This window comes from Burkholderia diffusa (assembly GCF_001718315.1).
Lineage (GTDB): Bacteria > Pseudomonadota > Gammaproteobacteria > Burkholderiales > Burkholderiaceae > Burkholderia > Burkholderia diffusa_B.
On sequence record NZ_CP013364.1, the window covers coordinates 573,128 to 593,897 of the forward strand.

Here is a 20,770-nt window from a genome sequence, read left to right on the forward strand (position 1 = left end):
AAATCGGTAACCGCTAACGCACGATCAGCATTAGCGCGTACCGCGACCACCCGCCGGCTTGCCGGCCGGTTTCCGCGCCCCCGCCGCCGCCTTGCCGGCGGGTTTGCCGCGCGGCTTTTGCACGCTGAACGGGCTTCCGCTAGACAGGCTCGTCGCCTTGCCCGCCGCCCCGGCGCGCTGCCCGGCCGACTTGCGCTTGCCTTCCCCACCCTGCGGCCGTGGCTTCTTGCCAGCCGCCGGCATGGCACTCATCCCGGCCTGCGGCACTTTCGGCTTCTTCGGCTTTTTGGGTTTCTTGATGATCTGCCCTGTCGCGCTGGTTTCCGGCACGCGATGTTCCGCCTCGAAACCCGGCTCCTCTTCACGACGCAGCGTCTGCCGAATCAGCGCCTCGATCGCCGCCAGTTGCGGTGCTTCATCGGCACACACGAGGGATACCGCCACACCGCTCGCGCCCGCGCGGCCGGTACGGCCGATACGGTGCACGTAGTCTTGCGCCACGATCGGCAGATCGACGTTGATCACCAGCGGCAAGTCGTCGATGTCCAGCCCGCGCGCAGCCACATCGGTGGCCACCAGCATCTGCACTTCGCCCGTCTTGAAGCGCTCCAGCGCACGCAGGCGCGCCGGTTGCGGCTTGTCGCCGTGAATGGTGTCGACCGCGTAGCCGGCATCGTTCAGCATGGCCGCCAGGTAATCCACGCCATTGCGGGTCTTGACGAACACCAGCGCGTGGCCCCAGTTGTTCTCGGCCACCAGGTGCATGAAGAGGTCAGGCTTGTTCCGCTTGTCCACCGGCACGACCCACTGCTTGATCTTGCTGGCGGTGACATTGGGTGGGCTGACGCTGATGTTGACCGGATCGCGCAGAATGCTCGCCGCCATCGCGCGGATGTCGTCGGTAAACGTCGCGGAAAACAGCAGTGTCTGGCGCTGCACCGGCAACGCGGCAAAGACGGCGTTGAGTTCGCGTGCGAAGCCCAGATCCAGCATGCGGTCGGCTTCATCCAGCACCAGCGTCTGCACTTGATCGAACTGCACCGCGTTCTGACGATTGAGATCCAGCAGCCGGCCCGGCGTGGCGACGAGCACATCCACGCCCTTGCGCAACTTCATCATCTGCGGGTTGATGCTCACGCCGCCATAGGCTGCCAGAAATCGCAAGTCGAGACCCTTGCCGTATTCCACGAAACTCTGCAGCACCTGTTCAGCCAGTTCGCGCGTGGGCACCAGCACGAGAACGCGCGCACGGTTGCTGGACACCGCCGGCCCGTGCCGCACCAGTCGTTGCAGCAGCGGCAGCGCGAAACCCGCCGTCTTGCCGGTGCCGGTCTGTGCCGCGGCCATGACGTCCTTGCCGCCGAGTACAGCGGGAATCGCCTTGGCCTGCACCGGCGTGGGTGTCTGGTAATTGAGGCCCTGCAGATTACGCAGCAAGGGATCGATCAGGCCTAGCGAGGCAAAAGACATGGGCGTGTTCCGGGCTAAAACCGCAATTCTAGCGGTTGCCGCGATGATCGCCGTGGGGATAGCCGGTGCGGAGCAGCATTCGGCGTCGGGCGATCCCTTCGAGCATCACAAGGGCCGCCCGTCACCTGCCTATTTCGGCACGGCACGCGTGAAAGGTCGCGGTAGCCTGCCCGCCGCCTGACGATCGATCATCCAGCCAGGATACTCGGGCGGCAACGCGCTCACGGCATCGAGATGCGCAAGCTCGTCCTCGGTCAGGGCGACGTCGACCGCGCCGAGATTGTCTTCGAGCTGTTCGACGCGTTTCGCGCCGATGATGACGCTCGTGACATGCGGTTTGGCGAGCAGCCACGCGAGCGCGATCCGCGCGACCGACACGCGTCGCGCGTCCGCGATGGCGCGCATCGCGGCAACGCACGGCCACGCGCGCTCGAGATCGACCGGCGGAAAATCGAAATGGCTGCGTCGCGCCCCGTCTTCGGTCGGCGCCCCGGGACCAAACTTCCCCGAAAGCAGGCCGCCAGCGAGCGGCGACCAGACGAGAAGCGCCATCTGCTCGTCGATCGCCAGCGGCACCAGCTCGCGCTCCACATCGCGTCCGGCGATCGAATAGTAGGCCTGCAGTGTCTCGAAGCGCGTCGCATGGAGCGCTTCGCTGAGCCCGAGCGCCTTGCCGATCTTTCCGGCGCGCCAGTTCGAGACTCCAACATAGCGAACCAGCCCCTGACGCGTCAGATCGTCGAGCGCCCGCAGCGTCTCCTCGATCGGTGTCACGGGATCGTTCGCATGGATCTGGTAAAGGTCGATATGGTCGACCTGCAACCGTTCCAGACTTCGCTGCACGGAATCCATGATGTGGCCGCGCGATGCGCCCTGATCGTTGGGTTTCGCGCCCATCACGCCCGCTGTCTTCGTCGCCAGCACGATCTCGCCGCGCGCAACGCCGAGGTCCCGAAGCGCCTGCCCGACGAGCCGTTCGGACTGACCGAAGGAGTAGATGTCGGCGGTATCGATGAAGTTGATGCCCTCGTCCAGTGCGCGGGCGATCAGTCGCGTCGCGTCGTCCTGGCCGACCGCGCCGATCGCTGCCCACATGCCGGCATCGGCATTGCCGCCCAGCGTCATGGTGCCGAGACACAGCTCGGACACGTACAGGCCGGTGCGGCCCAGTTGCTTGTATTTCATGGCTGCTTCCTTCGAGGTCGGCGAGAAAAAGTACGGGGGCGTCCGTTCCGGGGCGCCCCGCACGCCAGTGTCAGTTGACCAGAGCGTGTCCGGCGCGAAATTGTCCGGCGATCGCTGCGACGCGTGCGCCATAGCGGCGGGCCGTCTCGAGGTCCCCCGGCGACATTTCGTCGGGCGACGCATCGGCCGGCGTCTGCGCCATCGGCGCGATATACGAGCCCATGCGGTTCAGGTCGTCACGCATCGACGCCTTCAGGTTCGCCGGCTTGATGTCCATGCTCACCCAGATGCCGCCATGCTGCCCGGCAAGCAGAACGAAGTATTCGAGCGTGTTGAGCTTGTCTCCGTTGATGCTTGCGCTATTGGTGAAGCCGCCGAAGATCTTGTTGCGCCATGCGCCTTCGAACCAGGCCTTCGACGATGCATCGGCGAATTTCTTGAACTGCCAGCTGGGGCCGCCCATGTAGGTCGGCGAGCCAAAAAGGATGGCATCCGCGCCTGCAAGCGCGTCCCATGCGTCCGGTGCGATGTTGCCATCGGCGTCGATTGCGACGAGGACGCCGCCGGCGCCCTCGGCAACAGCTGCCGCCATGCGCTCGGTATGCCCGTAGCCGGAGCGATAGACGACGATCGTTTTAACCGGAGAGATGTGCTGTGCCATGGTTGTGCCCTTTCGTTCAGGTGGTCGTCGGGGGACGACATCGCAAAGCACTTTACTGAGTCGGAATTGAGTTATAAATGACGTCCGATTGAACGTTCTGTTACCCCCAGGGTGAACAATGCAAAACCTCGATGCGCTTTTGATCTTCGCCCGTGTCGCCGAAATGACGAGCTTCACGCGCGCGGCCGAAAGCCTGGGCATCCAGAAAGGACGAGTGTCGATGGTGATCCGCGCGCTGGAGCGCGACGTTGGCGTCGCGCTCCTGCATCGGACGACGCGCAGCGTGCAGCTGACGGAAGACGGACGCGCCTTTTACGCGCGCGCACGCGACCTGCTGGCTGAAGTACAGGAGCTTCAGTCGATGTTCACCGGCAATGGCACGCGGCTGCGCGGACGATTGCGCGTCGACATGCCGACCGAGCTCGCGCGCAGCGTCGTGGTTCCAGCGCTGCCGCAACTGATGGCCGCGCATCCGGAGCTGGAACTGGAGCTGTCGAGCACCGATCGGCGCGTCGATCTCGTGCAGGAAGGATTCGATTGCGTAATCCGTCTGGGGCCGATCGTGGACGAGACGCTGATTGCCCGACCGTTGGGCCGCCTGCGCATGATCAACGCGGCGAGTCCCGGTTATCTGGCGCGCCATGGCGTGCCGCAAACGCTCGACGATTTGCTCGCCCAGGGACATCGGATGGTCCACTACGCGCTGACACTCGGTGCCCGGCATCCCGGTTGGGAGTATCCGAGCGGCGACGGCTATGCGACGCTTGCATTGCCGAGCGCAATGCAGGTCAACAACGTGCAGACCTATCACGCAGCCGGCCTTGCGGGCATCGGGTTGATCCAGGCCGGTTATTCAGCGCTCGCGAATCATATCGCAAGCGGCGCGCTGGTCGAGGTGCTGCCCGATTTGCGTCCCCAACCCCTCGCGGCGTCGCTCGTCGTCGCGCATCGGCGCAATCTGTCACCGCGCGTTCGGGCGTTCATGGACTGGATCGAGCGGGTGCTGGAGCCTTATTTCGATTGAGGGCGGTGTGGCGGGTAACGGACCGGCTCGCAAGGCGGAGTGACTGCCGGGGTAGCACCGACGCCGGGATGGTTCGAGATGGGACGCCACGGCACGGGGCGCTGATCTTCCGTGATCCACGTTGGCCAATTTGCTTTTCTGCGCGGGAAAATCGCCTGGAGCACCGTAGCGAATCGACCTGCGCGTAAAGGCTTCACCTACACAGGAACCTACAGAATGAAAATGGATGCATTTGCGTTCGGCACGACCGACTGGGCGGCGATCGAAAAGACGGAGCACCAAGGCGAAACCGGCACAGCCTATTGGCGCACCCGGCATTTCGGTGACCATCCGAATCAAATTCGCGTGCGGATGGTTGAATATACCCCTGGCTACCTTGCAGATCATTGGTGCAACAAAGGACATATTCTTTTCTGCATGGAAGGCGAACTGGAAACGACGCTCGCGGATGGGCGAAAGTTCGTTTTGACAGCGGGCATGAGCTATCAGGTAGGCGACAACGCGGAGCCACATCAGTCCTATACCAGAACGGGTGCAAAGCTTTTCATTGTGGACTGAACTGCGGACTCTCTGCCTCTGTATCGAAGTTGACGAAGCCCTTGCGACGGCAGAGCACGCGGAAGTTCGACGGCATCGCAGCCGGTGAGCGCTCGCTGGCCAAAACCCGCCTCAAGGTGAGGTGCGAGCACGCTGCCCCGGGGCGCACAAGCGCGTCGATTTCCCTTGCACCTGACGCCACGTCAGCTTTTATGGTTGATACCGACGACTGGGAAGGCAATGCGACTAAAAATCGGCGAACTGGCGAAGAAGACGGGATTGAGCGTCCGGGCTCTGCATCACTACGACGCAATCGGGCTACTGTCACCATCGCAGCGTACCGACGGAGGCGCGCGCCTGTATGGGCAGGACGACGTGATCCGTCTGCATCGCATTGAAGCCCTGAAACGGTTCGGCTATTCGCTGCCGGATATCAAGGCCAGCCTCGATGCTCAACCGGCCATCATTCCGCTGCAGCTTCTGCAACGTCAGATCACGGAGCTGAATGCGCAGGCAGTGCGCGCACAGCGTCTCGGCCGTCACTTGCAATACATCGTCGACATGGTCTCCACGGGCAGCGAGATCGCGGCGACCGACTGGATGAATGCTCTGGAGTTGATGAACATGTACCAAAAGCATCTTGATGACGAGGAACTCGATGCGCTGTTGGCATCCGGGCCGGAAGCGGTACTGCCGTCGGATCCGGCTTGGGCCGGTCTGATAGACGAGGTCCGCGTTGCGATGCAGCAGGCGTTGCCGATCGAAAGCGACGCGGCACAGGCATTGGCCTGGCGCTGGATCAGGCTCGTGATCCGTATGACCCGCAATGATCCGGACCTCGCGACCAAGCTGATGATGATGCAGCTCCGCGAGCCGCGCGCAAGGCAAATCGTCGGTATTACGGCAGAGATGCTGGAATGGATCGACCAAGCCTTCACGCACGCGCGCTGCGCGCTGTTCGCCAAGTACCTCAGCCCGGCACAGGCCGACGAGGTGCGGCGTCGCCAGTTCGCCACCGCGAAAAATCATTCATGGCCCGCGCTGGTGGTCGAACTGAGAGCCAACATGGAAGCGGGTGTCGACGCCGGTGCCGAGCCGGTCCAGGCGATCGTCAAACGCTGGCAGCAACTGTTTCGAGACAGTTTTTGCGGAGACGATGCGGTCCTGGAGGCACGTGTGCGCGATGCCATGATGCGCGAACCGGATCTGCAACTGGGCGTCGGCCTGGATGATTCGCTGTTGGCCTATCTGCACAAGGCACATATCGTCGGACGCGACACGTCGCCAATCGACGCCGGACCCAAGCCGAGCGCGTTGATGGTGGCGACGCAGCGGGCCGCGCATCAACTGCTCGATCGGCCGTTGGTCCTGGATGATCCCGTTGCGCTGACTATCCTCGGCGCAGCCGAAGCACAGGTACTGCGTGACAACATCGACCGGTTCCGCGATCCAACATCAGTGGGAATGCGCAGCTCCGTGATCGTACGCAGCCAGCTTGCCGAGGACGTGTGGCGCGAGGCTGTCGACCGCGGCATTCGCCAGTATGTGATTCTCGGGGCGGGGCTCGATACCAGCGCATTCCGGCATCCCGAGACACCGGCTCGCATCTTCGAGGTCGATTTGCCGGCAACGCAGGCGTGGAAGCAGGCCCGCCTGCGCGAGGCAGGCATAGCAGTGCCGCCGTCGCTGCATTTCGTGCCGGTTGACTTCGAAAGCGTCGGACTGGCAGAGGGATTGGCGCGTGCGGGTTTCGATGCTGATGCGCCCGCCATTTTCAGTTGGCTCGGCGTGACGATGTATCTCGATGAGGCGGCTGTCTTTGAGACGTTGCGCTTCATCGCCGGTTGCGCCAAGGGCAGCGCGGTCCTGCTCGAATATGTGACGCCTCTTTCGAGCTTGCCGCCGATCATGCGTATTGCCATGGAACAGTTGACGGCACGATTCGCCGAGCGCGGCGAGCCGTGGAAAACCTTCTTTGAACCGGCTGTCATTACCGAGACGTTGCGTGCATTGGGATTCAACCATACCGATGCGTGGACGCCCGAGGAATTGAACCAGCGCTATCTTGCGAACCGCGACGACGGACTGCTGATCGGTGTGACGCCCGCGCGGCTGATCCTCGCAACGGTCTGAGACTACTTCCCGGGTGGATGCGCTCCAAATCGCGATCCAGGCGTGACTTTCACTTCAACCGCGTCGCGATTTTCAATCGTGTGCCTCGGTGAAGATTGACGACCGTCGTGAGTCGATCTGATTTTCTTTCAGCGAGCGGTAACCAGTCCGCCGAGTGTTCGATGCTGCGAAGAAAGGTATTCAAGTAGCTTCTGGAGAGCGATACGCTCGCGTTGTTCTGGAGCGGGTGAAACAGAAAGGCTTCTTCGCCGGCCAGTTCAGCGTCGATGACAAGTCGCACTCGTTTTTCTTCGTCATTGACGAGCGCGAGCGGACTCAACGAGTCTCTTTTGCGTAAATCACGAACATTCCGGACTCCGTCATGTTGACCATCGCGAGGTGCTCCTCGCACGAGAACAGCATCTTCGCCTCTTCCGGGATTTTTCGAGCACCCTTCTTTTCCTCGCATCAACAATGCGGCACGGCCCGGAAAATCCAGGCCGTGCCGTCGATCAGCGGGCCGCCGCGAGCGTTTCGGTAATCGCCAGGAATCGCGCGATATCGTCCGGTGAATGACAATGGAGCGGCGATATCCGTACCGCGCCGCCCAGCCCGAACGACTTCAGCATCCGTCCCGAATACAGGCTCGACGCGACGCGTTCGTAGACGATCACGCCGTGCTGCTCATATGCCCGCACCGCCTGAGTCGGTTCGAGGTTCGCGAAGCCGATCCCGACGATCAGGTCGCGCTTCGTCAGGTCGTCGTGATCCCAGTAGACTTCGACACCGTCGATCGAGCGCAGCCCGCGACGACCGCCATACCCGTCGAGCAGCGCGGCCAGCAGCGCGCGCTCATGCAGTTCGATCCGGTGCATGCCCTCGACGAACAGCGTGCGCCGATCGTCCGAATCGCGGAAATACCGGCCGATCCAGGTCACGTAATCGACGATCGACGTCACGACCGCGAACTGCGCGGGCGCCGGGCTGCCCAGTTCCCATACGCCGTTCTCCTTCGCGGCAAGCCGGTGATGCGGCAACGCGGCCGCGCGCGGTGACAGCCACGAGATGCCCGAGCCGCGACAACCGAAGAACTTGTACGGCGCGAAATTGATGCCGTCGACCGGCGTGCGCTGCACGTCAATGATGCCGTGCGGCGCATGTTGAACGGCGTCGACGACGATGAACAGGTCCGGCTTCTTCTCCCGCGCACGGGCAACGATCGTCTCGATGTCGAATTTCGAGCCGGAAATGTTCGACGCGAACATCACGCTGAGCAGCGCGGTATCGGCGTCCACCAGCGACACGATTGCATCGACGTCCACGCCGCCGGTCTCCGGATTGCTCGGCGCGATGCGCAGTGTCTTACCGGTTCGTTGTGCGTAATACGTCATCGCATCGTAGGACGACGGATGCTCGAGCACGGTCGTCACCGCGTTGGTGCCCGGCACGTTCTCCATGATCGCGCGCACCATGTCGAACATCGCGCCCGACGCCGTCAGCGATGCATACACGGTGCCGTCGCGTGCGTTCAGGATCGTGCGAACGTCGTCCTCGCCGCGCGACTGGATCGCCTGGAGATCGAGCGCGCGCTCATGGATGCGCTCAGGGCAATCGGGCAGCGCGTCGATCCGCGCGTACGCGTCGACGGCGGCCTTCAGCCGGAACGATCCGCCCGCGTTGTCGAAAAACAGCCGCGCGCGGCCGTCGATATCGCGATCGACGTGACGAAAGCGCGCCTTGACCTGCTGCATCAACGCGTCGGGAAAAAGTGCTCCACGGGAACTACCCATCTTCGTGACTCCTGTCTGCTTCTGAATGTTGTGCACTGCATGCATCGCGGCGCTCATCCGCGCAGCGATTCGACGTACGCGCGGCCCTTTTCCGCGTCGTACCGGCCTTCCCATTTCGCGATAACGAGCGGCGCGAGGGCATTGCCGACGACGTTCAGCGCGGTGCGGCCCATGTCCATGATCCGGTCGACGCCGGCGATGAATGCCAGCCCTTCGAGCGGCAGCCCCGCGCTCGCAAGCGTGGCGAGCATGATCACGAACATGAAACCCGGCACGCCCGCAGCGCCCTTCGACGTGACGACCATGGTCAGCGTCAGCAGGATCTGCTGCTGCCAGCCAAGATGTACGCCGTACAGCTGCGCGACGAACAGCGTGCCGATGCCGAGGTAGATCGATGCGCCGTCGAGATTGAAGGTGTAGCCGGTCGGCACCACGAAGGTCGTGATGCTCTTCGGCACGCCGTAGTCCTCCATCTTCTTCATCAGCTGCGGCAGCACGGTCGCCGAACTGCAGGTCGAGAACGCGATGACCAGCTCGTCCTTGATCACGCGCAGCAGCGTGAGGATTCGGAAACCGAACAACCGCGCGGTCACGCCGAGTACGACGATCGCGAACAACAGGATCGCGAAGTAAGTCACCGCGACCAGCTTCAGCAACGGCAGCAGCGACCCGAATCCGAAGCTCGCAACCGTCACCGCAATGAGCGCGCACACGCCGACGGGCGCATAGCGCATCACCATGTTCGTCACCTTGAACATCGCATCGGCAACGCCCTTGAGCATCGCGAGCACCGGCTTGCGATGCTCGTCCGGCACGGTTTGCAGCCCGAGCCCGAACAGCAGCGAGAAGAAGATCACCGGCAGCAGGTCGCCCTTCGCCATCGACGCGACGATGTTGTCCGGGATGATGCCGAGCACCAGCGCCATCAGCCCGTGGTGCGCCTGCTGCACCTGTTGCGTGGCCTGCTGGTAACGGGAAATGTCCGTGTGCCCGAGCTGCGACATGTCGGTGCCGACGCCCGGCTGCAGCACGTTGCCGATCACGAGCCCGAGCACGATCGCGATCGTCGTGATCACCTCGAAATAGACCAGCGTCTTCAGGCCGATGCGGCCAAGCGACTTGCCGTCGCCGACGCCCGCGATGCCGATCACCATGCTCGTGAACACGATCGGCACGACGATCATCCGGACCAGCTTGATGAAGATGTCGCCGGCCGGCTGCAGCACCCCGGAAACGGCGCTATCGCGCAATTGCGGAAACCGGTTCAACACGAGCCCGGTCGCGATGCCGATGACGAGCCCGATGACGATCTGCCATGCGAGACCGATGCGCGGCTTGCGCACCGCGTCGGGAACGGGCCGGGATTCAATGACGGTGTCCATGCTGTCTCCACATAAAGGGGGCGATTGAACGCTGGATGCGATACGGCGCGTTTTCTGACGAACGCGCTCGTCGAACAACGCAACGGGAGAACCTTAAGCAGCCGAAATAGTTAAAAAAAGCGATTTTTTGATATGCGAAAATATCGCTTTTCGTCATCTATCGAGTGCCGCGCCATGCTTACGTTCAAACAGATGGAAGCGCTGTACTGGATCGTGCAACTCGGCTCCTTCGACGCGGCGGCGACGCGCCTGAACACGACGCAATCCGCCGTATCGAAACGGATCCAGGAACTCGAACGCGCGTTCGACCTGACGGTGTTCGACCGCACGCATCGCAGCGCCCGGCTCACCGACAAGGGCGCCGAACTGTTCGATCACGCAAAGGAATTGCTCGAGCAGCGCGACCGCGTCGTCGAGCGAATGAGTTCGAAGGAGGCGCTGGTGCGGCATGTCCGGATCGGCGTGACCGAACTGACCGCGCTGACCTGGCTGCCGCGCCTGATCGCGGCAATCCAGGCCGCCTATCCGCGCGTGCATGTGGAAGCGGAAGTGGACCTGACGGCGGTGCTGCGCGATCGTCTTGCCGCCGACACGATCGATCTGATCGTCGTCCCGCAGATTCATGCGACTGAATCATTCGCGGCGACGACGGTGGGCGAAGTCGACAACGCGTGGATGTGCGCGGCCGGCTTCATGCCGGCGCGCAAGGCGGCGATTTCATTGACCGACGTCGCGCGCTTTCCGCTGATCCTGCAAGGCACCCTGTCAGGCACCGGGCATCTGTACACGCGCTTTCTGCAGGAGCACGGCGTCGCGATGCAGCGCGTGCTGTCGAGCAACAGCCTGATCGCACAGATCGGCCTGACGCTGTCGGGGCTCGGTGTCAGCTACCTGCCGAAGGCATGCGTCGCCCATCTGGTCGCAAGCAAGGCGCTGGAGATCGTGCGCACGCGGCCGGCGCTGCCGCCGGTGCGCTATGTCGCGCTGCATCGTGCGGAACGGGCCCATTCGCTGACTGCCGAGATCGTCCGGCTGGCGGCGCAGACGTGCGACTTCAGCACGAGCCTGCTGGCCCCCGGTGCGCACGAGCAGGCATGACACCCGGCGACCGCAACGCCCTCGCGGCTCCATGACAGGCCGTCTGCTGCTCCGCACAAGCCGGAAGTCGGGTTGCGCCGCGCGCCGGCATCGTCGCGCCACCGGTGCAATCGTCGCCGGGCAATCGGTCGCGACATGGCGCTAGCGCAAACCCGCCCCCGGTTGCACTGTTCATCGCCGTTTGCGTCCTGTATTGTCCTTCCATCCCCGGTAGCAGAACCGGTGCATGGGAGGCTCACGATGCAGAAAAAAAATGCTGCAGCCGTCTGGATCCTGATCGCGATGGTCGCTGGCATCCTGATCGGCTACATGATCTTCTCGAGCTTTCCGGACAAAAAGGCCACCACCGAGATCGCCGGATACATCTCCCTTATCTCCGACGTGTTCCTGCGCCTGATCAAGATGGTGATCGGGCCCCTCGTATTCTCCACGCTGGTCGTCGGCATCGCGCACATGGGCGACGCGGCGTCGGTCGGGCGCGTGTTCGCGAAATCGATCGGCTGGTTCATCACCGCGTCGCTGATCTCGCTGCTGCTCGGGCTGTTCATGGCGAACCTGCTGCGGCCCGGCGACAACCTCGGCCTGCCACTGCCGGACATCGGCGCATCGGCGAACCTCGCGACCTCCAAGTTCACGCTCAAGGATTTCGTCGGCCACATGGTGCCGAGGTCGTTCGCCGAGGCGATGAGCAACAACGAGATCCTGCAGATCGTCGTGTTCTCGATGTTCTTCGGCGTGGCGCTCGCCGCGCTCGGCGAGCGCGGCAAGATCCTCGTGGCCGCGATCGACCAGCTGTCGCACGTGATGCTGAAGATCACCGGCTACGTGATGAAGCTCGCGCCGCTCGCGGTGCTGGCCGCGATGGCCGCGACCGTCGCGGTCAACGGGCTGTCGGTATTGCTGAAGTTCGCGGTGTTCATGGGCGACTTCTACGTCAGCCTGTTCCTGCTCTGGACGTTGCTCGTCTGTGCGGGGCTGCTGTTCCTCGGCCGCCGCGTATTCAAGCTGCTGGTGCTGATCAAGGAAGCGTTCATGCTGTCGTTCGCGACCGCCAGCTCCGAAGCCGCGTACCCGAAGATCCTCGATGCGCTCGACCGGTTCGGCGTCCGCCGCAGGATTTCGAGCTTCGTGATGCCGATGGGCTATTCGTTCAATCTCGACGGCTCGATGATGTACTGCACGTTCGCGGCGCTGTTCATCGCGCAGGCGTACAACATCCACCTGTCGCTCGGCACGCAGATCACGATGCTGCTGGTCCTGATGCTGACGTCGAAGGGAATGGCCGGCGTGCCGCGCGCGTCGCTCGTCGTGATCGCCGCCACGCTGCATCAGTTCGGGCTTCCGGAAGCCGGGCTGCTGCTGATCCTCGGTGTCGACACGTTCCTCGACATGGGCCGCTCGGCCACCAACGCGGTCGGCAACTCGATCGCGAGCGCCGTGGTCGCGAAATGGGAAGGCCAGCTCATGTCGGAGGCGGAAGCCGAGGCCAACGTGGCCCGCATCGACGCCGAGCAGGAAGGGACGATCGCCCATCCGGCGGATGTCTGACGGAGGTCCGGCGATGAAGATGCAGCGATTCTGGCGCGCGCTCGCGCTCGCAGGCCTCGTTGCCGCGGGCGCGGCCGCGCACGCGGAAGATGCGCCGTCCACGACGCCGCGCGTCGAGCCGTTCGCGCCGGCCCAACTGACCGGCACGCTCGCGAAGGTGCGCGGCAGCGGCACGATCGCGATCGGCTACCGCGACGCGTCGATCCCGTTCTCGTACCTGAATGCACGCAACCAGCCGATCGGTTATTCGATCGAGCTCTGCAAGGCGCTCGTGTCGTCGATCGAGGATGCGGTCAACAAGAGCCTGACGATCCGCTGGGTGCCGGTCACTTCCGACAATCGCATCGACGCGGTGGTCAACGGCACGGTCGATCTGGAATGCGGGTCCACGACGAGCAATCTGGAGCGGCAGAAGCGCGTGGCGTTCTCGCCGATCATCTTCGTGGCCGGCACGAAGGTGATGGTGAAGCGAGGCTCGCCGATCCGCTCGTTCCGCGATCTCGCGGGCAAGAAGGTCGCGGTGACGGCCGGCACGACCAACGAGAAGGCGCTGCGCGATCTGGACGCGCGGTTCAGGCTCGGGATCCAGCTGCAGGTGGTGCGTGACCACGCGCAGGGCTTCGCGCTCGTCGCGAACGGTCAAGCCGATGCATTCGCGACGGACGACGTGTTGCTGTACGGCCTGATTGCCGAGAATGCGGGCAAGGGCGGCCAGTACGACGTGGTTGGCGATTTCCTGTCATACGATCCGTACGGCATCATGTTCCGCAAGGACGATCCGCAACTCGCGCAGGTCGTGAAGAGCACGTTCGAGGAGCTGGCCGCCGACGGCGAGATCACGCGTCAGTACAAGCGCTGGTTCCTGCGACCGCTTCCTTCGGGCGTGAGCCTCAATTTGCCGATGAGTCCGCAACTCGAGACCATCATCGAGACGATCGGCGTCAAGGGCGAATGAGATTGCGCGGCGGATCACATCGCCGAATGTAAAAGCGGCCCCGGTGCCTGACCGCACACCGGGGCCGCCCGCATGACGCACCGCGTTCAACCGACCTGCGCTTCTCCGTGCCGCGCAGCCTCATCGTCTTGCGTCGCCGTTCGCGCCAGCACGGGCTTGAGCGCCTGCCCGGTATGGCTCGCCTTCACCTGCGCAAGCCCTTCGGGCGGCGCCGCCGCGACGATCGTGCCGCCGCCCACGCCGCCTTCCGGACCGAGATCGATGATCCAGTCGGCTTCGGCAATCACGTCGAGGTCATGCTCGATCACGACCACGCTGTGCCCGCCGTCGACCAGCCGGTGCAGCACGCGAATCAGCTTCGCGACGTCCGCCATGTGCAGGCCGACCGTCGGCTCGTCGAGCACGTACAGCGTGTGCGGCGCCTTCTGGCCGCGCCGCGTGACGTCGTCGCGCACTTTCGTGAGCTCGGTGACGAGCTTGATGCGCTGCGCCTCGCCGCCGGACAGCGTCGGCGACGGCTGGCCGAGCGTCAGATAGCCGAGGCCGACGTCCTTCATCAGTTGCAGCGGATGCGCGATGTTCGAAATCGGCGCGAAGAATTCCACCGCTTCGTCGATTTCCATCGTCAGCACATCGCCGATGTTCCGGCCGCGCCACGTGACCGCGAGCGTCTCCGGATTGAAGCGCTGCCCGTGGCACACGTCGCACGGCACCTTCACGTCGGGCAGGAAGCTCATCCCGATCGTGCGCACGCCTTGTCCTTCGCAAGCCGGGCACCGCCCGTCGCCGGTGTTGAACGAGAAACGCGACGCCGTGTAGCCGCGCGCACGCGCTTCCAGCGTATCGGCGAACAGCTTGCGGATCGTGTCCCACACGCCGATGTAGGTGGCCGGGCACGAGCGCGGCGTCTTGCCGATCGGCGTCTGGTCGACTTCGAGCACGCGGTCGATCCGCTCCCAGCCGCTCAGCGACTCGCAGCCTTGCCACGCGTGCGTGACGTTCAGCGACGGCCGCGGCGCGCTGCGCGCGAGCACGCTCGAGCGTCGGTTCGTGGCCGGCGCCTCCTGCTGCGCGGCCTTGCGCGCGCGCCGCGTGGCCGGCGACGACAGCACCGAGCGGCCGACCGCGTCGAGCAGGTTCGTCATCAGCACGTCGCGCGCGAGCGTCGACTTGCCCGAGCCGCTGACGCCGGTCACCGCGACGAGGCGTGCCAGCGGGATGCCGACCGTGACGTCGCGCAGGTTGTGCAGCGTCGCGCCATGGACGGTAAGCCAGCCCTCCGGCACCGCCGGTGCGCCGCTCTTGCCCGGCAGGCTCACCGCACGGCGCGGTTGCAGCGGGTGCGTCATCGGGTGCGCGAGCAAACGCCCGGTGACCGAATCCGGCTGTGCGGCCAGATCGGCGACCGCGCCCTCGGCGACCAGCGTGCCGCCGCGCTTGCCGGCGCCCGGGCCAACGTCGATGATGTGATCCGCGCGGCGGATCGTGTCCTCGTCATGCTCGACGACGACGAGGGTGTTGCCCTTGTCGCCGAGCTTGCGCAGCGCATCGAGCAGGATCTGGTTGTCGCGCGGATGGAGGCCGATCGTCGGCTCGTCGAGCACGTAGCACACACCCTGCAGGTTGCTGCCGAGCTGCGCGGCAAGCCGGATCCGCTGCGCTTCGCCGCCCGACAAGCTCGGCGCCGCGCGATCGAGGCTCAGGTAGCCGAGCCCGACCTCCTCGAGAAACGCGAGGCGGCTGCCGATCTCGCTGACGATGTCGCGCGCGATCTGCGCGTCGCGGCCGGTCAGTTTCAGCGCATCGATCCAGCGGCGCGTATCGGACACCGTCCACTGCGCGACCTCGACGATCGGATGCGCGTCGAACGTGACCGCGCGCGCGGACGGGTTCAAGCGCGTGCCGCCGCAATCCGGACATGGCTCGTTGCCGACGCCTTCCGGCTCCTGCTCGTCCGACGGCAAGGTTTGCTCGCGGCCGCGATCGTCCCCGGCGAGCACCGTGTCGTCGTACGCGGCGCGCTGTTCGCGCGTGAGCGTGACGCCCGTGCCGACGCAGGTCGTGCACCAGCCGTGCTTGCTGTTGTACGAGAACATCCGCGGATCGAGTTCCGGGTAGCTCGTGCCGCACACCGGGCACGCGCGCTTGACCGACAGCACCTTGATGTCGCCAACGCGCGCGGTCGAGCGCTCGTTCTGCATCGCGTGGTGCAGCCCGTCGAGCGGCGCGAGCAGATGCATCACGCCCTTGCCGAGCTCGAGCGTTTCGTCGAGCATGCGGCGCAACTCGGCTTCGTTGTCCGGCGACACGACGATGTCGGCCACCGGCAATTCGATCGTATGCTCGCGGAAACGGTCGAGCTTCGGCCACGGATCGACCGTCACGAACTCGCCGTCGACGCGCAGATGCGTGCTGCCGCGCGCCTTCGCCCACTTCGCGAGATCGGTATACACGCCCTTGCGGTTGACGACGAGCGGCGCGAGCAACCCGACGTGTTCGCCGCGATGGTCGCGCAGCAGCTGCGCGGCGATCGATTCGACTGTTTGCGACGTGACGGGCGTGCCGTCGTGGATGCAATGCTGAAGGCCGAGCTTCACGTACAGCAGCCGCAGGAAGTGCCACACTTCGGACGTGGTGGCGACCGTGCTCTTGCGGCCGCCGCGCGACAGCCGCTGCTCGATCGCCACCGTCGGCGGAATGCCGTACACCGCATCGACTTCAGGCCGCCCGGCCGGCTGCACGATCGAGCGCGCATACGCGTTCAGCGATTCGAGGTAGCGGCGCTGGCCTTCGTGGAACAGGATGTCGAACGCGAGCGTCGACTTGCCGGAACCCGACACGCCGGTAATCACGTTGAACTTGCCATGCGGGATGTCGACGTCGAGCGCCTTCAGGTTGTGCTCGCGCGCGTTGACGATGCGCACGACATCCTCGCCCTCGATCGCGCGCCGCTCGCGGGCGGCATTCAGCACGGCCTGCAGCGGCACGCCTTCGTCGGCGAGCGCGGTTTCGCCGTCCATCGCGCGATCGTACTGCAGCAGCGCGACGCCGGTATGCGATTGCGCGCATGCCTTCACGTCGTCGGGCGTGCCCGCGCACAGCACGAGGCCGCCGCCGTCGCCGCCCTCCGGGCCGAGATCGATCAGCCAGTCGGCCGCGCGGATCACGTCGAGGTTGTGCTCGATCACGATCAGCGAATGACCGGCCGCTAGCAACTTGCCGAACGCTCGCATCAGCTTCGCGATGTCGTCGAAGTGCAGCCCGGTCGTCGGTTCGTCGAACATGAACAGTTTCGCGCGCGCGATGCGCGCCTCCTCGCTCGCGATCCGGCGCCCGCCCGCGGCGGCCGCCGATTCGGCGAGGAAGCCGGCCAGCTTCAGCCGCTGCGCTTCGCCGCCCGACAGCGTCGGCACCGGCTGGCCGAGCTTCACGTATTCGAGGCCGACGTCGACGATCGGCTGCAGCACGCGCAGCACCTCGGCATCGGTCGCGAAGAACGCGGCCGCTTCGCTGACGGTCAGGTCGAGCACGTCGGCGATGTTCAGCGCACGGCCGTCGCGCTCGATGCGCACTTCGAGGATCTCGGCGCGGTAGCGGCTGCCGTCGCAATCCGGGCAACGCAGGTAGACGTCGCTCAGGAACTGCATCTCGATGTGCTCGAAGCCCGAGCCGCCGCAGGTCGGGCAACGGCCGTCGCCCGAGTTGAAGCTGAACGTGCCGGCGCCGTAGCCGCGCTGCAGCGCGAGCGGCGCCTTCGCGAACAACTTGCGGATCTCGTCGAACGCGCCGACGTAGCTGGCCGGATTCGAACGCGTGGTCTTGCCGATCGGCGACTGGTCGACGAACACGACGTCGCCGACCTGGTCGGCGCCCGTGAGGCTGCGATACGCGCCCGGCGACTCGGTCGCCTTGCCGTGGTGCCGCGCCATCGCCGGATAGAGCACGTCCTGCAGCAGCGTCGATTTACCGGAACCCGACACGCCCGTCACGCACACGAGCCGCTGCAGCGGAATCTCGACCGTCACGTCGCGCAGGTTGTGCTCGGTCGCACCTTCGAGCACGATGCGCGGCGTGTTCGCGTCCACCGGGCGGCGCGCCCAGTTCGACGCATGCGCGACGTGCTTGCGGCCGCCGAGATACTCGCCCGTCAGCGTGTGCGCGGAACGGATGTCGCCCGGCGTGCCGTCGTAGACGATCGTGCCGCCGCGCTCGCCGGGGCCCGGGCCCATGTCGATCAGCCGGTCGGCCGCGAGCATCACCGACGGATCGTGCTCGACGACCACCAGCGTATTGCCCGCGTCGCGCAGCCGCTGCATCGCCTCGACGATCCGCGTGAGGTCGCGGGGATGCAGGCCGATGCTCGGCTCGTCGAGCACGAACAGCGTTTTGGTGAGCGACGTGCCGAGCGCGGTGGTCAGGTTGATCCGCTGCACCTCGCCGCCCGACAGCGTGCGGCTCTGCCGGTCGAGCGTCAGGTAGCCGAGGCCCACGTCGCACAGGTATTTGAGGCGCGTGCGCACCTCGGCGAGCAGGAGCTTCAATGCCTCGTCGAGCAGCGCGCTCGGCAGCGTGATTTCGTCGAAGAAGCGGCGAATGCGCTCGATCGGCAACAGCATCAGGTCATGCACCGTCAGGCCCGGCAGCGCCTCGAGCTGCGCGCGCGTCCAGTCGACGCCGCGCGGCATGAAGCGATTCGCGGGCGCGAGCACCGCATCGGCGTTCGCCTTCGAGCCGAGCCGCCACTGCAGCGATTCCGTCTTCAGGCGCGCGCCGCCGCAGACTTCGCACGGCGTGTAGCTGCGGTACTTCGACAGGAGCACGCGGATGTGCATCTTGTACGCTTTTGATTCGAGATAGCCGAAGAAGCGTTTCACGCCGTACCACTGGCTCTGCCACTTGCCGTTCCAGTCCGGCGAGCCGTTGATCACCCAGTCGCGCTCGGCGTCCGTCAGCTCGGACCACGGCGTGTCGCGGCGGATGTCCGCCTTCGCCGCGTAGCGCATCAGGTCGTCCTGGCACTCCTTCCACGCGGGCGTCTGCATCGGCTTGATCGCGCCGCCGCGCAGCGTCTTGCGCGCATCGGGAATCACCAGACCGAGATCGACGCCGATCACGCGGCCGAAGCCGCGACAGGTCTCGCATGCGCCGTATGCCGAGTTGAACGAGAACAGCGCCGCCTGCGGCTCCGCGTAGCGCAGGTCGCTGTCGGGGTCGTGCAGCCCGGTGGAGAAACGCCACACCTGCGGCTCGGCGAGCGCATTTTCCGCTTCCGGCGCGAGCACGTAGACGTTCACGCGGCCGCCGCCGCGCTTGAGCGACGCCTCGATCGCCTCGACCACCCGCACCTTGTCGGCCCGCTGCACGCGGAAGCGGTCGGCCACCACGTCGAGCAGCTTGCGCGGGCCCGTGGGCGACGCGACTTCGCGCTGCGCCTGCACACGCGTGTAGCCGCTCGCGGACAGCCACTGCGCGACTTCATCGTCGGACGCGCTTTCCGGCAGCTCGACCGGGAACGTGACGACGACGCGCGGATCGTCGGCGCGGGTGCGCTCGACGAGTTCCGCGTAGATCGTCTCGGGCGTGTCGTGCCGCACCTGCCGCGCGGTCTGACGGTCGAACAGCTCGGCCGCGCGCGCGTACAGCAGCTTCAGGTGATCGTTGAGCTCGGTCATCGTGCCGACGGTCGAGCGCGAACTGCGGACCGGGTTGGTCTGGTCGATCGCGATCGCGGGCGGCACGCCGTCGACGCGCTCGACCTGCGGGCGGTCCATCCGGTCGAGGAACTGCCGCGCATACGCGCTGAAGGTTTCGACGTAGCGCCGCTGCCCTTCCGCGTACAGCGTGTCGAACACGAGGCTCGACTTGCCGGAGCCCGACGGGCCGGTGACAACCGTCATTTCGCCGGTGCGCAGGTCTAGATCGAGATTCTTGAGGTTGTGCTGACGTGCTCCGCGAATGCGGATCAGATTGCTGGATGACAATTTGCCTGCCCGTCTGAATGAGTTAGCCGGAATTCACGGTGCCGGAACGCTGCGGCTGATGCCCGCAGGCGCGGCGCACGGGCCGCACGGGTGATGCCCGCGCCGCTCGAGTTCGCCGGATACTATACTGTATATTCATACAGTTTTCCACGAGCAGCGCGAAGGCTCGGTCCGCATGCTCATCGCGGCAGTCCACGCTCCGAAGCGTGCTGCCGTCACCGCAAGACATGCCGTGCGCCGACGCCGACAAGCGCGCCTGTCGCGCCGCCGTGCTACGCGGGTTTGCGCAGCGGCTCCAGCAGGTGCCGCAAGCCGTTATGGTCGATTTCGTGCATGAGTGCGAGCTGCCGGCCGAGTTCGCCGCGCGGGAACCCTTCGCGAGCCAGCCAGTTGAGATAAGGTCCGGGCAGTTCGGCGATGAGTCGGCCCTTGTATTTTCCGAAGGGCATGGTGACGGTAACAAGGCATTCAAGATCGGGGGCTCGCATGCGCGTATTGTGCACGGCTTTCCGCTCTCCCGCGCATCGCCGCGCCGCCGCGCGCTCGCCGCCCCACGCCGGCCCGCGGCCGCGGACCCGGCCCTTCACGGACGGCCGAATCGACGAACCGGCCCCGATTGACGGCCGGAATTCGCGTCGGCCGCCGGCTTCCTTCCTGCCTGCTAGACTGGAACTTCCCCCTGCAAACCATGGAGGGAATCATGATGTCCATCTACGTCGTGAAGACCGGCGAGCAGTTCCTGTGCACCGCCGAAGACGGCGATATCGGCATGGCGCCGGCAATCGAAGACGCCGCATCCTTTGGTTCGTATGACGATGCGGAGAAAGCCGCGAACGCGCATGCCGACCCGGGATACGAAATCGTGGCCGTCTGCGTGATCAGGCACTGAGCGCCGATCCGCGTGCCGGACGCCCGTCACCGTGCGGGGCGTCGTCGCCAGGCGACGCACTCCGCATGCGCACGCAGCGACGGGCCTTTCCCGCCGCCGTCCGCGCCGAGCCTCATTGCCGCCAAGCGAGCCGTCCGC

15 protein-coding genes are annotated in these 20,770 nt (G+C 65.2%); 7 read left to right on the forward strand and 8 right to left on the reverse strand.

The window, feature by feature from the left end; translation table 11 throughout:
* Positions 1–30: 30 nt before the first annotated feature.
* The 3 genes from WI26_RS29250 to WI26_RS29260 form a co-directional block, all read right to left on the reverse strand.
* Complete coding sequence (locus WI26_RS29250) at positions 31–1,470, reverse strand: DEAD/DEAH box helicase (RefSeq protein WP_069228154.1); 1,440 nt, start codon at positions 1,468–1,470, stop codon at positions 31–33.
* A gap of 129 nt (positions 1,471–1,599) precedes the next feature.
* A complete protein-coding gene (locus WI26_RS29255) occupies positions 1,600–2,655 on the reverse strand; it encodes an aldo/keto reductase (RefSeq protein ID WP_059539237.1) in 1,056 nt (351 codons plus the stop codon).
* Between the two features lie 70 nt (positions 2,656–2,725).
* Positions 2,726–3,316 (reverse strand): flavodoxin family protein, encoded by a 591-nt coding sequence (locus tag WI26_RS29260; RefSeq protein WP_069228155.1) that lies wholly within the window; start codon positions 3,314–3,316, stop codon positions 2,726–2,728.
* Positions 3,317–3,434: 118 nt separating this feature from the next.
* Between WI26_RS29260 and WI26_RS29265 the strand changes: the two genes are divergently transcribed.
* The 3 genes from WI26_RS29265 to WI26_RS29275 all read left to right on the forward strand — a co-directional run bounded on the left by WI26_RS29265 (position 3,435) and on the right by WI26_RS29275 (position 7,010).
* A complete protein-coding gene (locus WI26_RS29265) occupies positions 3,435–4,340 on the forward strand; it encodes a LysR family transcriptional regulator (protein ID WP_069228156.1) in 906 nt (301 codons plus the stop codon).
* A gap of 216 nt (positions 4,341–4,556) precedes the next feature.
* Entirely contained in the window at positions 4,557–4,898 is a 342-nt protein-coding gene (locus WI26_RS29270; protein ID WP_059539234.1) for a DHCW motif cupin fold protein, read from the forward strand.
* 219 nt (positions 4,899–5,117) lie between these two features.
* Complete coding sequence (locus WI26_RS29275; protein ID WP_069228157.1) at positions 5,118–7,010, forward strand: SAM-dependent methyltransferase; 1,893 nt, start codon at positions 5,118–5,120, stop codon at positions 7,008–7,010.
* A gap of 49 nt (positions 7,011–7,059) precedes the next feature.
* Here the strand turns inward: WI26_RS29275 and WI26_RS32525 are convergent, their stop codons facing one another.
* From WI26_RS32525 to gltP, 3 genes are all read right to left on the reverse strand, one after another.
* Entirely contained in the window at positions 7,060–7,329 is a 270-nt protein-coding gene (locus tag WI26_RS32525; RefSeq protein ID WP_167359277.1) for a hypothetical protein, read from the reverse strand.
* Between the two features lie 172 nt (positions 7,330–7,501).
* Entirely contained in the window at positions 7,502–8,779 is a 1,278-nt protein-coding gene (locus WI26_RS29280; protein ID WP_069228366.1) for an aminotransferase class V-fold PLP-dependent enzyme, read from the reverse strand.
* Positions 8,780–8,832: 53 nt separating this feature from the next.
* Positions 8,833–10,161 (reverse strand): glutamate/aspartate:proton symporter GltP, encoded by a 1,329-nt coding sequence (gene gltP, locus WI26_RS29285; RefSeq protein ID WP_069228158.1) that lies wholly within the window; start codon positions 10,159–10,161, stop codon positions 8,833–8,835.
* 174 nt (positions 10,162–10,335) lie between these two features.
* Here gltP and WI26_RS29290 point away from each other — a divergent pair, with 174 nt between their 5' ends.
* The 3 genes from WI26_RS29290 (at position 10,336) to WI26_RS29300 (ending at position 13,762) form a co-directional block, all read left to right on the forward strand.
* On the forward strand, positions 10,336–11,259 hold the full coding sequence (locus tag WI26_RS29290; protein ID WP_059510613.1) for a LysR family transcriptional regulator: 924 nt from the start codon (positions 10,336–10,338) through the stop codon (positions 11,257–11,259).
* Between the two features lie 240 nt (positions 11,260–11,499).
* A complete protein-coding gene (locus WI26_RS29295) occupies positions 11,500–12,807 on the forward strand; it encodes a dicarboxylate/amino acid:cation symporter (protein WP_059510612.1) in 1,308 nt (435 codons plus the stop codon).
* A gap of 13 nt (positions 12,808–12,820) precedes the next feature.
* Positions 12,821–13,762 (forward strand): amino acid ABC transporter substrate-binding protein, encoded by a 942-nt coding sequence (locus tag WI26_RS29300; RefSeq protein WP_069228159.1) that lies wholly within the window; start codon positions 12,821–12,823, stop codon positions 13,760–13,762.
* Positions 13,763–13,848: 86 nt separating this feature from the next.
* Here WI26_RS29300 and uvrA read toward each other — a convergent pair whose 3' ends face one another.
* Both uvrA and WI26_RS29310 read right to left on the reverse strand, forming a co-directional pair.
* A complete protein-coding gene (gene uvrA / locus WI26_RS29305) occupies positions 13,849–19,743 on the reverse strand; it encodes an excinuclease ABC subunit UvrA (RefSeq protein WP_069228160.1) in 5,895 nt (1,964 codons plus the stop codon).
* Positions 19,744–20,015: 272 nt separating this feature from the next.
* Positions 20,016–20,231: a DUF3820 family protein gene (locus WI26_RS29310; protein WP_059510609.1), complete on the reverse strand. Its 216-nt coding sequence runs from the start codon at positions 20,229–20,231 to the stop codon at positions 20,016–20,018.
* A gap of 212 nt (positions 20,232–20,443) precedes the next feature.
* Between WI26_RS29310 and WI26_RS29315 the strand changes: the two genes are divergently transcribed.
* A complete protein-coding gene (locus tag WI26_RS29315; RefSeq protein WP_059510670.1) occupies positions 20,444–20,632 on the forward strand; it encodes a hypothetical protein in 189 nt (62 codons plus the stop codon).
* The last annotated feature ends 138 nt before the right edge of the window (positions 20,633–20,770 follow it).